Consider the following 16,251-nt stretch of genomic DNA (forward strand, 5'->3'; position numbering starts at 1 on the left):
TGCGCTTGCCCTGCCCCCCCGCCGTCCGCAGGACGCAAGGCCGAAGGCCGCGCAGTTTTGAGGGGCGGGACTTTATTCTTGGGGAAATGAAGCGGTTTGTTCCTGCAGCCAAAGGCGGAAGGATTTCAGCGGTTCGGATTCTGCCCGGGACTGCGGCCAGACAAGATAGAAATTGCCCAGGCTGAAACCTGGCCCGCGCCAGGCGAGAACAAGCCGCCCGTTTCTCAGGTCGTCTTCGACAAGGTAGCTGGGCAGCAGCGCGACCCCCAGCCCGTGGATGGTTGCCTGACCCATCGTCGCGAATTGGTCGAACAGCATCCCTTTGATGCCAGCGACGTCCCGTCCCTGCATGGCGAACCATTTTTCCCACGCATCCGGCCGTGTTTCCAACTGCAACAGGGGCGCGTCCAGCAGCCATTCGATGTTGTCGTTCTCTGCCGGCAGCAGGGACGGAGCGCAGACTGGCAGGACATCTTCTCGCATGATCGGCAGGTAGTTCACCCCGGTCCAGTCCTTGCGGCCAAAATGAATTGCGGCGTCAAAGCGCTCTCGATCGAAATCAAAGGGGCGGAGCCTCGTGTTCAGGTTGACCGTGACCTCTGGGTGGCGTCGGGCAAAGTCCTGAAGGCGCGGAGCCAGCCAATGCATCCCGAAAGCGGGCAGGATTGAAAGGTTCAAGGACCCGCCCATCGGGTTGGCCTTGAGTTTCAGCGACGCCTGAGCCAACTGGTGCAATGTCGTTCGGGCGACTTGTACATAGTCTTTCGCCGCGGGTGTGAGCTGCAATCGCATCTGAGAGCGCTGGATCAGTTTGACTCCTAGTTGCTCCTCCATAGCCTTGAGCTGGCGACTGATCGCGCTTTGTGTCAGTGACAGTTCCTCGGCGGCGGCCGAAGCGCTGCCCAATCGGTCGACCGCCTCGAGCGCCAAAAGCGAGGGGATTGACGGCAAGAACCGGCGGGGCGCAATCATATGACAAATCCTCATACCTTTCGGATTCAATATCACTGGCGTTTGAAGTCTGCCAGCCCGATACAGGTGGGCAGATTCGGGCGGCCTGCCATCAGGTAAGACAATCCCGTACCGAGAAATCATGGTGCCTGCGGCTTTGTTTTGCCAATGCCGGGGGAAGTCTGCAAAAAAGGGTGGGGCGTGTTGCGGATGCTCTCGCCAAATTGAATAATAAGAGGCCGCTGATGGATCGCGCTCAGATCGTTCACGACAATTTTCTGGCCCGGGTAGCGCAGAGGGATCTGCCAGAAGGCCCGTTGCCTTGTCCGGGACTAAGCAAGACGGATGCCGTTTCCCTGTTTCGATCACAGGTGCTTAGTCGGGCGTTGGACCGAACCAGCCGCGCGATGCAGAAGGCGGGGCAGGGGTTCTATACCATCGGGTCCTCGGGGCACGAAGGTATGGCTGCGGTGGCCCATGCGTTGCGTCCGACCGATATTGCGTTCCTGCACTACCGCGACGCGGCGTTTCAAATCGCGCGGTCCGAGCAAGTGCCGGGTCAGCAGATAGCGTGGGATATGTTGCTGAGCTTTGCTTGCTCGAAAGAAGACCCGACATCCGGCGGGCGGCACAAGGTCTTGGGCTCCAAGGCTCTGATGATTCCGCCGCAGACATCCACGATTGCAAGCCACCTGCCCAAGGCGGTCGGGGCGGCCTATTCACTGGGCGCAGCGCGACGCCACGATCCCGAACACCGGGAACTGCCTGAAGATGGAATAGCGGTGTGTTCCTTTGGCGATGCGTCGGCCAACCACTCGACAGCTCAGGGCGCGATCAACACGGCAGGGTGGACCAGTGTTCAGTCAACGCCGTTGCCGCTTTTGTTTGTGTGTGAGGATAACGGGATCGGTATTTCGGTGAAGACGCCCACCGGTTGGATACAGGCATCCATGCAGCACCGGCCGGGGATAAAGTACTTCCAAGCCAACGGGCTGGACATCTTTGAGACTTTTGCCGTGGCTAAAGAAGCCGCCGACTACGTCCGCGCCCGGCGCAAACCAGCCTTTCTGCATCTGCGCACCGTGCGGCTGTACGGTCATGCCGGGGCGGACGTGCCCACGACCTATTTGCCAAAGTCCGAAGTTGAAGCGGATGAAGCGAATGATCCCCTGCTGCATTCGGTGCGCCTGCTGGATCAGGCTGGCGCGCTGACGCCCGATCAAGCGCTGAAGATTTACAAGGACACCTGCGCGCGTACCGATCGCATCGCGGCCGAGGCCGCCACGCGCCCGCACTTGGCCAACGCGACCGAGGTCATGGCAAGCCTGATCCCTCCGACACGCGCCTGCAAGCCAACCAATGGCCCGAGCGCCGAGGCACGCGCGACCGCGTTCGGAAGCGATATGCGCGCGATGGACGATCCCCAGCCCATGAGCCGTCTGATCAACTGGGCGCTGACTGATTTGATGCTGGAGCATGGCGAGATTGTCTGCATGGGCGAGGATGTGGGCCGAAAGGGGGGCGTCTATGGCGTGACCCAAAAGCTGCAGCAAAGGTTCGGGCCGGATCGGGTGATTGATACGCTGCTGGATGAACAGTCAATTCTCGGGCTGGCGATCGGCATGGGGCACAACGGGTTCATCCCGATCCCCGAAATCCAGTTCCTTGCCTATTTGCACAATGCCGAAGATCAGATCAGGGGTGAGGCAGCGACTTTGCCGTTTTTCTCGAATGGTCAGTACTCGAACCCGATGGTTCTGCGGATTGCGGGGCTGGGGTATCAGAAAGGGTTCGGAGGGCATTTCCACAACGACAACTCTCTGGCCGTTCTGCGCGATATTCCCGGGGTGATCATCGCTTGCCCGTCGACAGGATCGGACGCTGCGCAAATGCTGCGCGAATGTGTGCGGCTGGCGCGGGAAGAACAGCGCGTTGTGGTGTTTCTGGAACCCATCGCGCTGTATCCCATGCGCGATCTGCACGAAGCTCAGGATGCCGGGTGGATGACGACCTATCCGTCGCCGGATCAACGTATCGCGCTGGGAGAGGTTGGGGTCCACGGTGACGGGACCGATCTGGCCATCGTTACCTATGGCAACGGGCACTACCTGTCACAAAAGGCACTGCCTGCTTTGCAGGCGGCTGGGCTAAAGCCTCGTGTCATTGATATGCGCTGGCTTGCACCCTTGCCGGCCGAAGCGCTGCGCGCGACCACCAAAGGATGCAAACATATCCTGATCGTGGATGAATGCCGCCGGACCGGAAGCCAATCCGAGGGTTTGATGGCCTTTTTTGCCGAAAATAGCGCCGATACCCCTATCGCACGGGTCGCGGCAGAGGACTGCTTTATCGCGACCGGCCCCGCTTATGCCGCACCGCTGCCATCCGAGGAAAGCATCGTCGAAGCCGCGCTCAAACTGACCGGAGGTCGCCCATGACCCGCACCGCCGTTGTCATCTGTCCCGGACGGGGCACCTATAACAAGCCCGAGTTGGGATACCTACATCGCCACCACGGTAATCGCATGGACATGTTCCGCCGGTTTGACGCTCTTCGCACTGAGGCTGGGCAAGAGCCCGTAACCGATCTGGACGGTGCGGCGCTCTTTGCGGTCAGCAAATACTCGCGCGGGGATGTGGCGTCGCCGTTGATCTACGCGGCATCCTTGTCGGATGCGCTGGATCTGGCTGACGATATCGAGGTGGTCGCCGTTACCGGCAATTCGATGGGATGGTACATTGCCCTGGCCGTGGGGGGCGCTTTGTCGCCCGAGAACGGGTTCAACGTCGTGAACACCATGGGGACGCTGATGCAGGATCACCTGATCGGTGGGCAGCTTGTCTATCCTTTCACGGACGAGACTTGGAAAAACGATCCGGTCCGTAAGGCGGACTTGCTGGCCGATGTCGCGCGGATCAATGCGATTGACGGTCACGATCTGGCATTGTCGATCGACTTGGGTGGCATGTTGGTATTGGCGGGCAATGAGGTAGGGTTGAAAGCCTTTGAAACCTCTCAGCCTGTTGTTCAGGACCGGTTCCCCATACGACTGGCGAACCACGCCGCATTCCACACGCATCTGCAAGCGCCCGTCGCAGCCGAGGGGCGGTTGCGTCTAGGGGTTGAGCTATTCGACCAACCAACCCGACCCCTGATCGACGGGCGCGGCAAGATTTGGTGGCCCGGTGCCACGGATACGCGGGAACTTTGGGACTATACGCTGGGGCATCAGGTGACGGACGCTTACGATTTTACCCGCTCTGTACAGACAGCGGCCCGCGAATTCGCACCTGACCTTTTCATAGTCACCGGTCCCGGCGCAACGCTGGGCGGTGCGGTTGCGCAGTCACTTGTTCAGGCAAACTGGCGCGGGTTGAAGGACAAGGCCGCGTTTCAGAAACAGCAGGACACGCAGCCCATCCTTCTTGCCATGGGGCGCGAGGATCAAAGGGCCCTTGCAACCGGCTGACGCAAGCCGGATGATCCGCCCAATTTTCAAGGAGCAGCCCGTGCGCGACCACGACCATTCCCTTTGGCAAAAGACCTGCCGCGAACGGGTCGAAAGCGCCGTGCTGACAGAGACTCTGACAGTCGATCTTGCGGTGATCGGCGGAGGGTATACCGGCTGTGCGGCGGCGCTGACAGCAGCGCGCGCAGGGGCGTCGGTCTGTTTGCTTGAGGCGCAAGAGATCGGGCATGGCGGATCAGGCCGCAATGTGGGTCTGGCCAATGCCGGATTGTGGCTGCCGCCCGAGGATATCCGGGCGCATCTGGGCGCAGAGTCGGGGGATCGCCTGATTAACCTACTTGCTGCCGCACCTGACGATGTCTTTGACTTGATCGAGCGGCACGCGATTGATTGTGAACCTGTGCACAACGGAACCCTGCATTGCGCCCATTCCGGGGCGGGTATGAAAGACCTGCAAAACCGCCATGCGCAGCAACGCGCGGTGGGTGCGCCGGTTGAGTTGTTATCCGCAGAACAGACGCACCAACGCACAGGCAGCGCGGCCTTCCACGGATCCCTATTTGACCCACGGGCCGGAACCATTCAGCCGCTGGGCTATGTACGAGGGCTTGCAAGGGCTGCGTCTGAGGTCGGGGCGCAGGTTTTCACGCGTAGCCCGGTTCAGTCGCTGACACGTCACGGGGATATCTGGGTAATTGAAACGGAACGAGGGTCCGTCCGGGCCAAGGCCGTGATTCAGGCCACAAACGCCTATCATCAAGGTCTTGCGGCTTCGGCACCGGCTTATGTCCCCGTCTACTATTTCCAGTTTTCCACTGCCCCCTTGTCGGACAACTTGCGCGCCAGCATTTTGCCGGACGGTGAAGGGTGTTGGGATACCGGCCTGATCATGACCTCGTTCCGCGTCGATCAGGATGGCCGGTTCATTATCGGTGCGATGGGTGACCTTGCTCATGCAGGGGGTGGGGCACACCGGCGTTGGATCAAGCGCAAACTGGCTGAACTGTTCCCGCAACTGTCCGACCAGCCGTTGATCGAAGGGTGGCACGGGCGGATCGCGATGACCTCGGATCATATCCCCAAGATCACTGAGATCGGCCCTAATGCACTTTCTGTTCACGGGTATTCCGGGCGCGGCATCGGGCCGGGAACCGTGTTTGGCCGGTTGGTTGCTGAAAGCCTGTTGCGCGATGATCCTGATCTCTTGCCGGTCCCCTCGGTGTCGGACTATCGCGAAAGCTGGACCGGCCTGCGCCGCGCTTATTTTGAAACCGGCGCGGCGCTGACCCATTTTGTCAAAGCACGGTTCTGAACTCAGACCGACCGGGTAATACCGCCGTCAACGCGAATGTTCTGGCCCGTGATGTAGCCGCCGCCTTCTGACGCAAGCAAGGCAACGACCGAGGCGATCTCATCATAGCTGCGTCCATATCGGCCCAGAGGGATGCGGGCGCGGAAGTCCTCGTTCTCGGGCAGGCTGTCGATGAATCCGGGCAGGACGTTGTTCATGCGGATATTGTCGGCGGCGTATTTGTCCGAAAACAGCTTGGTGAAGGCGGCAAGGCCCGCGCGAAACACGCCTGAGGTTGGAAAAACGGGGTCAGGCTCGAACGCGGCAAATGTTGAGATGTTAATGATCGAGCCTCCCCCTTGCGCCTGCATGATCGGCGTCACCAGCCGCGTTGGTCGGACGGCGTTCATGAAGTACACATCCATTCCCGTGTGCCAGTCATCATCGGTCAGGTCCAGAATAGGTGCGCGCGGCCCGTGCCCCGCCGAATTTACAAGCACATCAATGCGCCCCCAACGGGCCATGGTTGCATCGACCAGTTTCTGAAGATCATCTGTCGATTGGTTCGAGCCGGTCACGCCGACCCCGCCCAGTTCATGCGCCAATGCCTCGCCTTTACCCGACGAGGACAGGATGCCCACTTTGAAACCGTCCGCGGCCAAGCGGCGGGCGGAATCTGCCCCCATGCCGCTGCCGCCTGCAGTAATAAGCGCTACTTTCGTCATCTCAAGTCTCCGATGTCTGATGTCCTAAAGATGCGCTCTGACCGGCGGTTTGACCAATCAGTTCTTCTGCTTCTATGCTGTAGAAAAACTACAGGATAGGCCGATGGCAGCTTTGCCCCCACTGAACGCGCTCCGCGCCTTTGAATCTGCGGCCCGGCACTTGAATTTCCGGCTTGCCGCTGAGGAGCTTGGCGTCACTCAGGGCGCCGTGGCGCAGCAGGTTCGTGGGCTTGAGGCGCGACTGGCAGAAAAGCTGTTTGAACGCCTGCCGCGCGGCCTTGCGCTGACCGAGGCAGGTCGTCGTTTTCACGCGCCGCTGCGCCGCGCGTTCAGGCTGATCGAAGAAGCCGTGGATGAATTGTCCAGCGAGCGGCAGGTTGTTGTTTCTGTCACACCCAGCTTCGCTTCAAAATGGCTGGTGCCGCGATTGCAAAATCTGACAGACAGGCACCCAGAGATCACGATCAAAATCGACGCTCGGGAACGGCTGGCGGATTTCAAGGGTGACGGCGTAGACATCGCAGTGCGGCAAGGACGGGCACCGTTTGGGCCTGACTTGACATCAACCCCGTTGTTTTCAAGCGCGTTCGTGCCAGTTTGCAGTCCCGAACTGGCGCGGCAAATCACACGGCCAGCGGATCTTTTGAACCACGTTCTTCTGAACGATACGCATGGGTTGTGGCCGTTGTTTCTTGAACGGCTTGGGCTGGCTGGCAAGCCTCGGGTGATGAGTTTCAGCCAGACGAGTCTTGCCATTGACGCCGCGGCCTCGGGGCAGGGGATTGCGCTGGCCCAAGAGCCTCTGGTCGCGACGGAAGTTGCATCTGGACAGCTTGTGCGGCCTCTGCCGGATGTTCTGATCGAAGACCTTGGGTTTCATGTGGTCATCCCCAAAAAGCCGCGACACCCTGAATTGGTAGCGATGATGAAAGAGTGGCTGCTGTCTCAGCCCTGAAGGGTCGCGGCAATGGTTTCTATTCTTCCACGCAACCAACGATGTGCGGGATCATTGGCAAACCTCTGATGCCAGACCATGTAGATCGAGACCGGTTCGCAGTGAAACGGCAAAGGCGCGCAATCCAGCGCGGCAAGAGGGCCGCGCTTCATCAATGCCGTGTCGGTTGATATCAGATCGCTTCCTTTCACAAACGAAGGGATGGCGTTGAAATGGGGTAGTGTCACCGTGGCCGGCCTGATCTGGCTTTGATCCACACCCCGCATGACCGCACGCGAACTGCGCCCATCCGTGAACCGCACCTCGACATGTTCGGCTTTGCAGTAGGATGACCAACTGTCGGGCGGGGCGCGTCGATTGCCGTCGTAGTAGATCATCAGCGGGCTTTTGAGCAAGCGTTTCTGGAATATGTCTGGCCCGTCTGGTGGCAGGGGTGACAGCATCAACTGGCATCGATCACTGCGCAACAGATCCGGGTCAGGTACACCGGATGGGATGAAGCCAAGCCTCAGCCTGACGCCTTCCGCACGTAAGGTATGCATCAGTTCGGGAAAGATCAGCTCGCGCGGCATGTCGTTTGTGGCGATCTGGATGTGCATTTCCTCGGACAGCGGATCGAAGGGTCGATCGTCGGTCAGGGCGCGCATCCCGTCCAGCACGCGTTGCACCGGGTCTTTCAAGGACAGCGCCCGCTCGGTCGGGGTCAGTCCTTGACCGGAGCGGACGAACAAAGGGTCGCCCAAAACGTGCCGCAGCTTGGCCAGCGTATGGCTGATCGCTGACTGGGTCACACCCAACCGGTCAGCAGCCTTGGAAACCGAGTTTTCATCAAGGATCGTGAGAAAGACGCGCAAGACTTTGCCGTCCAGTTCAGTAAAATCAATTTTGCTCATGCCGACTATGATTATTCATGAATGGTTTGAAGGTCCATGACGCATTAGGTGACTGGTAGGAAACAGGAGGCGCACGATGGGGATCCGCTTTTTCTCGGACAAGAACAGGCCGGTCCATAAGGGGCCGTACCCGTTGGAACGGCTGGCCCGGCAGATCGCGATGCCTGATCTGTCTGGGGTCCGTCAGATGCCGGTTCTCAGTTTCCACCGTCCTGATCGGCCTGAAAGTATCGTGAATGCGATGGGAGAGTTTCAGGCGATGATGGATGCGATCCGGGACGGGTTCGTGAACCCGGTGCCGTCCGAGATACCCGCAGATCCCACAGAGCGTGCCAACCACCTGAAAGCGTTTGGGTATTTCAACGATGCCTCCATGATGGGCTGTGGCCCTCTGCCCGCCGAGGCTTTGCTGTCCGAACCCCGCCGCAACCCCGATATTGACCGTCTGGCTCATGCGTTGAAGACGCGCCAGACCAAGACGCTGGCCTCGGGCATTGACCTGATCATGGCCGATCTGAAAGAAAGCATGGAGGCCGAGCCGCGCCCAATGGACCGGCATCGTCACGCCATTGTCTTTCTATACGAACACAATCGCGATCCCGATCCGAATGAACCCGGCGCGGATTGGATCACGGATGCGCAGGACCACCGCGCTTGTCTGTTGGCCACCGAGAACGCGGTGGTTATCGCCAACTACATCCGCATTCTGGGGTTTGATGCTCGGGCGCACACGGTCATGTCCTCCGAGGTCGATTTGGGCAAGTTGGCGGTCGCCGCCGGGCTTGGCTCGGTCGAGGGCGGTGAGGTTATTGTTCCGTGGTTGGGCAAACGGTTCGGGCTGGCGGCCGTGACGACCGAGATGGAGATCGCGCACGACCGGCCTTTGGTCCCGATTGCACAGCAGCCGTGGTTTCGCACCCAAGGTCCGGCATGGTGGCTGGGCGCGGGGTTTGCCAAGAACGCGCTGAACCGCGATCCGTATGCCAAGCGGCACTATGTGGATGGGGCGCATCCGTTTGAAAAACTCAAGCGGATCGACGCGCCCACCACGTATATTGACGAAGAAAACGTCGCCCGCGTCCCCAAGCGCGCCGACATGTTTGCCCGTGCGCAATTCGGCGACATGGGTAAAAACCTGCAAGACGCGGCGAAAGGCGGCTACTACGTGCGCAAGGCGGCCCCCAGTTTTGCACAACGCCGCGCGCTGGGCGCGTTTGTGTTGTTGCAGGACGGAGAGAGCGCGGACACCACGCCCCCTGCCGACGCCGCGCGGAACGCTGCGAATATCAAGGCGGCCACGTACTTTTTAGGGGCCGATGCGGTGGGCCTTAGCCGCTGCCCCGAATGGGCGTGGTATTCCCATGATGCGACGGGGGAAGAGATCACACCGCCCCACGATCAGGCCATCAGCATGATCATAGACCAGGGCTATGAAACGATGGAGGGTGCAAGCGGCGATGACTGGATCAGCGTCGCCCAGTCGATGCGCGCCTATCTGCGGTTCTCGCTGTTGGGCGGAGTGATCGCGCAGCAGATCCGTAACCTCGGCTACAAGGCCCGCGCGCATACGGTGATGGATGGCGAGGTGCTGCAACCGCCCCTCTTGTTGCTGTCCGGGTTGGGTGAGGTCAGCCGGATCGGAGAAGTCATCCTGAACCCCTATCTTGGGCCGCGTCTAAAGTCCGGCGCGGTGACCACAGATATGCCGATGGCGCATGACAGGCCCATAGACTTCGGCCTGCAGGCCTTTTGCGAAAGCTGCAATAAATGCGCCCGCGAATGCCCCTCGGGTGCGATCACCGCCGGGCCAAAGCTGATGTTTAACGGCTATGAGATATGGAAGTCCGACAGCCAGAAATGCGCCACCTACCGTGTGACCACTCCGGGCGGCGCAATGTGCGGGCGGTGCATGAAGACCTGCCCGTGGAACCTTGAGGGGATTTTCAAAGAGCGTCCCTTCCGCTGGGCTGCGATGAACATCCCCCAAGCTGCGCCTGCGTTGGCGAAACTGGACGACACTGTCGGCAATGGCGGCCTGAACGACATCAAGAAATGGTGGTGGGACATCGAATTGCAATCGGACGGCGCGTATCGCCCGACCGAGCATCCGTTGAACCGGCGTGACCTGCAAACCGATCTTGACCTGAAATACGAGGACCAGACGCTTGCGGTCTACCCCGCCTATCTTGCGCCGCATCCCTGGCCCTATCCCTTTGCCATGGACCGTGAGGCCGGGATCGCCGCGTATCAGGCGATGGTAACTGCCGATGAATACAAGGCGCGCAAGGCGGCGGGCGATCTGTCCGTGATCCACCGCTACTCAATCGCGGGCGATGCCCCGGTGATGCGCGTTGAACTGACCAAAGTCGGTAAGATGACGGCGGATGTGACCAGGTACGAGTTTTCGACACTGGACGGCTCGCCCTTGCCGGAATGGACGGCGGGCGCGCATCTGGACGTGCTGGTCGCGCCGGAATTTCTGCGGCAGTATTCGATGTCCGGCGACCCGTCCGACCGCATGACCTATCAAATCGGAGTGCTGCGCGAGGATGACGGGCGCGGCGGCTCGGCCCTGTTGCACCGGATTTTCAATGAGGGGCGCAAGGTTTTCATCTCGAAACCCATCAACCATTTTGAACTGGACGAAGGCGCGACGAAAACCTTTCTGATGGGCGGCGGGATCGGCATCACGCCTATGATCGCCTTTGCCCACCGGCTGCACGCCTTGGGCAAACCGTTCGAGCTGCATTATTCCGCCAGCACCCGCGCCGGGGCCGGGTATCTGGAGGATTTGGCAGTGATGCCTTGGGCGGATCGTGTGCATTATCACTTTTCAGACGAAGGCACGCGGGCCGATCTGGATGCCATCCTGAAAGACTATCAGGACGGTTGGCATGTCTATACCTGCGGACCGGACCGATACATGGACGGCGTCATGCAGGCGGCGGAGCGTCAGGGCTTTCCCGAGGACGCGCGGCATCTGGAGTACTTCTCGGTCCCTGAACAGCCGGAATACGAGAATCACGCCTTCACCCTGAAACTGGCGAAATCGGGCCGCGAACTGACAGTGCCCACCGACAAGGACGCCGCGCAGGTGCTGAATGAGGCGGGCGTTCACGTGGATGTGAAATGCGCTGACGGTATTTGTGGTGTCTGCAAATGCGGCGTGATCTCGGGCGAGGTCGAGCACCGAGACTTCGTTCTGTCCAACAAGCAGCGCGAGGGGGCTATCATTCTTTGCCAAAGCCGCGCCGCGCAACCGGATGGTGTGATCGAGATCGACCTCTGACCAGAGGTTCAGAAACGACATTTTGAATCGCGAAAATTGGTCGTTCCAGCCATGGACGCGGGGGCAGTGCTGCACTAACGTCCCCTGCGAACCCCAGTGAACCCTGATCAACAGGTGCGAGGTATTTTCATGGATTATCACAGCCCCGCCAGTTTTGCCGAGGCGTCGGCTCTGGCCGCAAAAGCCACCGGCGTCACCCGCTTTTTGGCTGGTGGAACAGATGTTCTGGTGCAGTTGCGCTCGGAACTGGTCACGCCTGACACGCTGATCGACATCAAGAAGATCGACGGTGTCAGCGACATCACCCGCAATGCCGATGGAAGCTGGACGCTGGGTGTCGCCGCAACCGGTGCCGAAATGAGTGAACACCCCGAGCTTGGCCGTGACTGGCCCGGAGTGGTTGAGGCGATGGACCTGATCGGGTCCACCCAGGTGCAGGGCCGCGCGACTCTGACCGGCAACCTGTGCAACGGCTCTCCGGCAGCGGATTCGGTGCCCGCGATGGTTGCGGCAGGTGTGACAGTGACGGTCACCGGCCCCGAAGGTGAGCGCGAAGTGGCTGTTGAAGACATCCCCACCGGCCCCGGCAAGACGTCGCTGGCTAAGGGCGAGGTGATCTCAGCCGTGAACATCCCGGCGCGCGGAGACAACGCGGGCGACGCCTACCTGCGGTTCATCCCGCGCACGGAAATGGACATCGCCGTGGTCGGCGTTGGCGTCAGCCTGCGTGTGGACGGCGACACCGTGACCGAGGCCCGCGTGTCACTGGGCGCGGTCGCGCCGACCGTCCTGCTGGTTGATGATTGCGCCAAGGCCATCATCGGCAGCACACTGGACGACGCCGCGCTGGATGCGCTGGCGACGGCGGCATCGGCCGCCTGCAATCCGATTGACGACAAACGCGGCACGATCGCATTCCGCACCGAGGTCGCTGGCGTTCTGGCCAAGCGCGCCGCCAAAATCGCCTATGCCCGCGCGAAGGGAGAGAAAGCATGAGCAAGCTCCACGTATCCACCACCGTAAATGGGGACGAGGTCGATTTTCTGTGCGACCCGCGTGAAACCCTGCTGGATTGTCTGCGCGACAAGCTGAACCTGACCGGTGCGAAAGAGGGCTGCGGCACCGGCGATTGCGGCGCGTGTTCGGTCACTGTGGACGGTCGTCTGGTCTGTTCCTGCCTGATGCTGGGGGTTGAGGCCGAGGGCAAGCAGATCGAAACTGTCGAAGGCATCGCCGATGGTGACGTCCTGCATCCGTTACAGCAGAAGTTCATCGAACACGCCGCCCTGCAATGCGGCATCTGCACGCCGGGCATTCTGGTGGCGGCCAAGTCGCTGCTGGAGAAAAACCCCAACCCGACCGAGGAAGAAACCCGGTACTGGCTGGCAGGTAACCTGTGCCGCTGCACCGGTTATGACAAGATCATTCGTGCCGTCATGGAAACGGCAGAAGAATTGCGGGAGGCGTCGTAATGGCTCTGGACGATCGTAAAACGGAATTCACCTTTGTCGGCACCCGCCCGAACCGCCCTGACGGGTTGGACAAGGTGACGGGTCGCGCCAAGTTCGGCGCGGATATGTCGGCGCCGGGTATGTTGCACGGCGCCATCCTGCGCTCGCCTCACGCCCATGCGCGGATCGTGAAGATCGACGCATCCAAGGCCGAGGCATTGAAAGACGTCAAAGCTGTCGTGACCCGCGCTGATTTCGCCGAGGTGCCGTTCAAGCCCGGTCTGGAAGGTGAGTTTTGGAATGTGCTGGAAAATGTCATGGCGGGTGAAAAGGCGCTCTATGACGGTCACGCGGTTGCGGCTGTCGCGGCGACGTCTGCTCTGGCGGCGCGCGACGCGCTGAAACTGATCGAGGTCGAGTACGAGGTCCTGCCCCACGTCACTGACGTGGACAAGGCGATGGCCCCGGACGCGCCAGTCATTCGCGAAGGGGCGGCGGATTATTCCGTGCCCGAGGGGATGCATCCGAACGTTGTGCGCTATCACGAAAGCGGCCATGGCGATGTCGAGGCCGGGTTTGCCGAGGCCGATCTGGTGATCGAAGACAGTTTCGTCACCGAGGCGACCCATCAGGGCTATATCGAACCGCACGCCTGTCTGGGGATGCTGGGCAATGACGGCAAGGGTGAGTTGTGGTGCACGACCCAGGGCCACTGGATCGCGCAGAAAACCTGTGCCGCGCTTTTGGGCATCGAAACCTCGCAACTGCGCGTCACCGCGTCCGAGATTGGTGGCGGTTTCGGCGGCAAGACAACGGTATTCATCGAACCTGTCGCGCTGGCGCTCAGCCGCAAGGCCAACCGGCCGGTCAAAGTTGTGATGACCCGATCCGAGGTGTTCCGGGCGACCGGCCCGACCTCTTCGGCGTCGATGGATATCAAGATCGGGATGAAAAAGGACGGCACGATCTCTGCCGCGCAGGGTGTTTTCCGCTTGCAGGGCGGGGCGTTTCCGGGTGCGCCCGGCGACATGACCGCCATGTGCGCCTTTGCGCCTTACAACCTGACCAACGTCAAGCAGATCGGCTATGACGTCATGGCTAACCGTCCGAAGCAGGCGGCCTACCGCGCGCCGGGTGCGCCGATGGGCGCGTTTGCCGTCGAATCTGTGATTGACGAGCTGTGCAAAAAGCTGGGTCTGGACCCGGTCGACGTGCGCCTGAAAAACGCAGCCCATGAAGGGAGCAAGGCCAGCTATGGCCCCCGTTACCAGCGGATCGGTCTGGTTGAAACGCTGGAAGCAGCCAAGGCGCATCCGCATTACTCGGCCCCGCTGAAGCCGGGGCAGGGGCGTGGGATTTCCTGCGGGTTCTGGTTCAACCACGGTGGTGAGACAAGCGTGTCTCTGGCTTTGTCCGAGGACGGCTCAGCCCAGTTGATGGTGGGGACGCCCGATATTGGCGGCTCGCGCGCGTCGATGGCGCTGATGGCCGCCGAGGTGCTGGGCATTCCCTATGAAAACATCCGTGTGACAATCGCGGATACGGCGACGCTGGGCTATAATGACGTCAGCCATGGCAGCCGCGTGACCTATGCGTCGGGTCTGGCGACGATCAAAGCGGCCAGACATGCGGTTGAGAAACTAAGCGAACGCGCGGCGGCCAAGTGGGGCATCCCGGTTGACGCGGTAAAGTGGGAAAACGGCTGCGCTGTTCCGTCCGGCCCCAATGCCGGAGATTTCGATCCGATGCCGCTGGCCGATATCACGGCCAATATGGGCAGCACCGGGGGGCCGATCTCGGGCCACTTCGAGGCAACGCCCGAAGGTGCAGGCGTATCCTTCGGTACGCATATTGTGGATGCCGAGGTTGACCCGGAAACGGGTAAGACCAGCATCACCCGCTATACGGTCATTCAGGACGCGGGCAAGGCCATCCACCCGACTTATGTGGAGGGACAGTACCAAGGCGGTGCTGCACAAGGCATCGGCTGGGCGCTGAACGAGGAATATGTCTATGGCGAGGATGGTCGGTTGCAGAATTCGATCTTCCTTGACTACCGTATCCCCGTCGCCAGCGACCTGCCCATGATCGACACGGTGATTGTCGAAGTCCCCAACCCCGGTCACCCGTTCGGTGTGCGCGGAGTGGGCGAGACAGGCATCGTGCCGCCTCTGGCCGCTATCGCCAATGCGGTATCGCACGCGGCAGGTGTGCGGATGAAGCAACTGCCGATGTCGCCGCCACGCATTCTGGCTGCGCTCAAGGACAATGGTTGAGGTTCACCTCTGGTCCGGTCTCCGGTCTCTGACCGGGGGCCAGCAGGTGGTTGAAGTCGACGCCAAAACCACGGGTGAGCTGTTGCAGGAATTGGTGCGGCTACATCCTCAGCTTCAGGGGCCGATTGATGCCGGTGTGTCCATTGCCATTGACGGACGCGTTGTAGCCAGCGGCCTGACCGAGCCGATCCCGGAAGGCAGCGAAATCTATCTGATGCAAAGGCTGAGGGGCGGTTAGCCCTTCGGCGACCACGGCTCGCGCCCGACCATCCGGTCAGCCTCGGCAGTGATGTCGTTCATGTGATTCTCAAGGCTGAGGCGCAGCGTTTCGATCTGGTCTTCTGTCGCCTTGCGCGGAACGGGATCCGTCCATTCGCGACACAAAAAGACGCCTTCGTTCCGCCATGGGCGTGGCATCAGAAGGCGATCCCAGGTTCCGGCCTCGCTGCCGTGTTTGGCCGAGAACGTGATGCCAAAGACCCGTTTGCCCGAGGTGCGCGCCCAGATCAGAGGCACGGTCGAGGACACGCGTTCAGGCCCACGCGGGCCATCGGCGGCAATACCGATCGAGATGCCCTCTTTTATCTTTCCAAGAACCTCGCGCGATAAGGCGACGTGGCGCTTGTGGCTGGACATGGCAATCGTGTCCATGCCGAACAGTTTCTGTACCCGGCCTACCATGCTGCCTGCGCGGGCTGCCGAGGTGATCGAACAGATGCGGCCCTTGTCCAACGGAAAGAAATAGGGCGATTGCGTCAGTCGCTGATGCCACAGGACAACGATGACCGGTTCGCCCTGTTCGACCAGTTGGTCCAACTCTTCGTACCCGATGCGCTGCCACTTGGTATTGCGGTTGACCATACGGATATAACTCGCAATACGCCGTGCGGCCCAGTTCAGGACGGCTTCGCTGTCGGCAATTTTCTTGCGGAGGTTCACGTCAGGCGTCCT

13 protein-coding genes are annotated in these 16,251 nt (G+C 60.8%); 9 read left to right on the top strand and 4 right to left on the bottom strand.

Going from position 1 to position 16,251, the window contains the following annotated elements; all coding sequences use genetic code 11:
- Window positions 1-72 precede the first annotated feature (72 nt).
- Window positions 73-972 carry a LysR substrate-binding domain-containing protein gene (locus ACR0B7_RS18480; RefSeq protein WP_170485625.1) on the bottom strand — a complete coding sequence of 300 codons (900 nt, stop codon included), beginning with the start codon at window positions 970-972 and terminating at the stop codon, window positions 73-75.
- A 224-nt stretch (window positions 973-1,196) separates the two neighbouring features.
- On the opposite strand from ACR0B7_RS18480, the gene ACR0B7_RS18485 reads away from it, so the two are divergent.
- The 3 genes from ACR0B7_RS18485 to ACR0B7_RS18495 are packed head-to-tail and all read left to right on the top strand — an operon-like array spanning window position 1,197 to window position 5,732.
- On the top strand, window positions 1,197-3,389 hold the full coding sequence (locus ACR0B7_RS18485; protein WP_170485626.1) for an alpha-ketoacid dehydrogenase subunit alpha/beta: 2,193 nt from the start codon (window positions 1,197-1,199) through the stop codon (window positions 3,387-3,389).
- Window positions 3,386-4,420: an ACP S-malonyltransferase gene (locus ACR0B7_RS18490; RefSeq protein WP_170485627.1), complete on the top strand. Its 1,035-nt coding sequence runs from the start codon at window positions 3,386-3,388 to the stop codon at window positions 4,418-4,420. The genes ACR0B7_RS18485 and ACR0B7_RS18490 overlap by 4 nt, the downstream gene beginning before the upstream one ends.
- Window positions 4,421-4,430: 10 nt before the next feature.
- Window positions 4,431-5,732, top strand: a complete 1,302-nt coding sequence (locus ACR0B7_RS18495) for an NAD(P)/FAD-dependent oxidoreductase (protein ID WP_170485628.1) — start codon at window positions 4,431-4,433, stop codon at window positions 5,730-5,732.
- A gap of 2 nt (window positions 5,733-5,734) precedes the next feature.
- On the opposite strand, the gene ACR0B7_RS18500 is transcribed toward ACR0B7_RS18495, so the two are convergent.
- The gene (locus tag ACR0B7_RS18500) at window positions 5,735-6,436 is read right to left on the bottom strand and encodes an SDR family oxidoreductase (protein WP_170576941.1); all 702 of its coding nucleotides are present in this window, start codon (window positions 6,434-6,436) and stop codon (window positions 5,735-5,737) included.
- Between the two features lie 103 nt (window positions 6,437-6,539).
- Here ACR0B7_RS18500 and ACR0B7_RS18505 point away from each other — a divergent pair, with 103 nt between their 5' ends.
- Window positions 6,540-7,391 (top strand): LysR substrate-binding domain-containing protein, encoded by an 852-nt coding sequence (locus ACR0B7_RS18505; RefSeq protein ID WP_170576942.1) that lies wholly within the window; start codon window positions 6,540-6,542, stop codon window positions 7,389-7,391.
- Here ACR0B7_RS18505 and ACR0B7_RS18510 read toward each other — a convergent pair.
- Window positions 7,382-8,284: a LysR family transcriptional regulator gene (locus ACR0B7_RS18510; RefSeq protein WP_170485631.1), complete on the bottom strand. Its 903-nt coding sequence runs from the start codon at window positions 8,282-8,284 to the stop codon at window positions 7,382-7,384. The genes ACR0B7_RS18505 and ACR0B7_RS18510 overlap by 10 nt on opposite strands.
- Before the next feature lie 76 nt (window positions 8,285-8,360).
- On the opposite strand from ACR0B7_RS18510, the gene ACR0B7_RS18515 reads away from it, so the two are divergent.
- The 5 genes from ACR0B7_RS18515 to ACR0B7_RS18535 all read left to right on the top strand — a co-directional run bounded on the left by ACR0B7_RS18515 (window position 8,361) and on the right by ACR0B7_RS18535 (window position 15,538).
- A complete protein-coding gene (locus tag ACR0B7_RS18515) occupies window positions 8,361-11,573 on the top strand; it encodes a reductive dehalogenase (protein WP_170485632.1) in 3,213 nt (1,070 codons plus the stop codon).
- Window positions 11,574-11,702: 129 nt separating this feature from the next.
- Window positions 11,703-12,569 (top strand): FAD binding domain-containing protein, encoded by an 867-nt coding sequence (locus ACR0B7_RS18520; RefSeq protein WP_170570360.1) that lies wholly within the window; start codon window positions 11,703-11,705, stop codon window positions 12,567-12,569.
- The gene (locus ACR0B7_RS18525; protein ID WP_170485634.1) at window positions 12,566-13,045 is read left to right on the top strand and encodes a (2Fe-2S)-binding protein; all 480 of its coding nucleotides are present in this window, start codon (window positions 12,566-12,568) and stop codon (window positions 13,043-13,045) included. The genes ACR0B7_RS18520 and ACR0B7_RS18525 overlap by 4 nt, the downstream gene beginning before the upstream one ends.
- The gene (locus ACR0B7_RS18530) at window positions 13,045-15,300 is read left to right on the top strand and encodes a xanthine dehydrogenase family protein molybdopterin-binding subunit (RefSeq protein WP_170485635.1); all 2,256 of its coding nucleotides are present in this window, start codon (window positions 13,045-13,047) and stop codon (window positions 15,298-15,300) included. The genes ACR0B7_RS18525 and ACR0B7_RS18530 overlap by 1 nt, the downstream gene beginning before the upstream one ends.
- The gene (locus ACR0B7_RS18535) at window positions 15,293-15,538 is read left to right on the top strand and encodes a MoaD/ThiS family protein (protein ID WP_170385336.1); all 246 of its coding nucleotides are present in this window, start codon (window positions 15,293-15,295) and stop codon (window positions 15,536-15,538) included. The genes ACR0B7_RS18530 and ACR0B7_RS18535 overlap by 8 nt, the downstream gene beginning before the upstream one ends.
- Here ACR0B7_RS18535 and ACR0B7_RS18540 read toward each other — a convergent pair.
- A complete protein-coding gene (locus ACR0B7_RS18540) occupies window positions 15,535-16,239 on the bottom strand; it encodes a DUF374 domain-containing protein (protein ID WP_170485636.1) in 705 nt (234 codons plus the stop codon). The genes ACR0B7_RS18535 and ACR0B7_RS18540 overlap by 4 nt on opposite strands.
- Window positions 16,240-16,251: the final 12 nt, after the last annotated feature.

Source organism: Ruegeria sp. BB6 (assembly GCF_056539385.1).

Excerpts from the sequence above, each read along its gene's own strand:
- ACR0B7_RS18480 (WP_170485625.1), bottom strand. The coding sequence starts at position 972 with ATGATTGCGCCCCGCCGGTTCTTGCCGTCAATCCCCTCGCTTTTGGCG.
- ACR0B7_RS18485 (WP_170485626.1), top strand. The coding sequence starts at position 1,197 with ATGGATCGCGCTCAGATCGTTCACGACAATTTTCTGGCCCGGGTAGCG.
- ACR0B7_RS18490 (WP_170485627.1), top strand. The coding sequence starts at position 3,386 with ATGACCCGCACCGCCGTTGTCATCTGTCCCGGACGGGGCACCTATAAC.
- ACR0B7_RS18495 (WP_170485628.1), top strand. The coding sequence starts at position 4,431 with ATGATCCGCCCAATTTTCAAGGAGCAGCCCGTGCGCGACCACGACCAT.
- ACR0B7_RS18500 (WP_170576941.1), bottom strand. The coding sequence starts at position 6,436 with ATGACGAAAGTAGCGCTTATTACTGCAGGCGGCAGCGGCATGGGGGCA.
- ACR0B7_RS18505 (WP_170576942.1), top strand. The coding sequence starts at position 6,540 with ATGGCAGCTTTGCCCCCACTGAACGCGCTCCGCGCCTTTGAATCTGCG.
- ACR0B7_RS18510 (WP_170485631.1), bottom strand. The coding sequence starts at position 8,284 with ATGAGCAAAATTGATTTTACTGAACTGGACGGCAAAGTCTTGCGCGTC.
- ACR0B7_RS18515 (WP_170485632.1), top strand. The coding sequence starts at position 8,361 with ATGGGGATCCGCTTTTTCTCGGACAAGAACAGGCCGGTCCATAAGGGG.
- ACR0B7_RS18520 (WP_170570360.1), top strand. The coding sequence starts at position 11,703 with ATGGATTATCACAGCCCCGCCAGTTTTGCCGAGGCGTCGGCTCTGGCC.
- ACR0B7_RS18525 (WP_170485634.1), top strand. The coding sequence starts at position 12,566 with ATGAGCAAGCTCCACGTATCCACCACCGTAAATGGGGACGAGGTCGAT.
- ACR0B7_RS18530 (WP_170485635.1), top strand. The coding sequence starts at position 13,045 with ATGGCTCTGGACGATCGTAAAACGGAATTCACCTTTGTCGGCACCCGC.
- ACR0B7_RS18535 (WP_170385336.1), top strand. The coding sequence starts at position 15,293 with ATGGTTGAGGTTCACCTCTGGTCCGGTCTCCGGTCTCTGACCGGGGGC.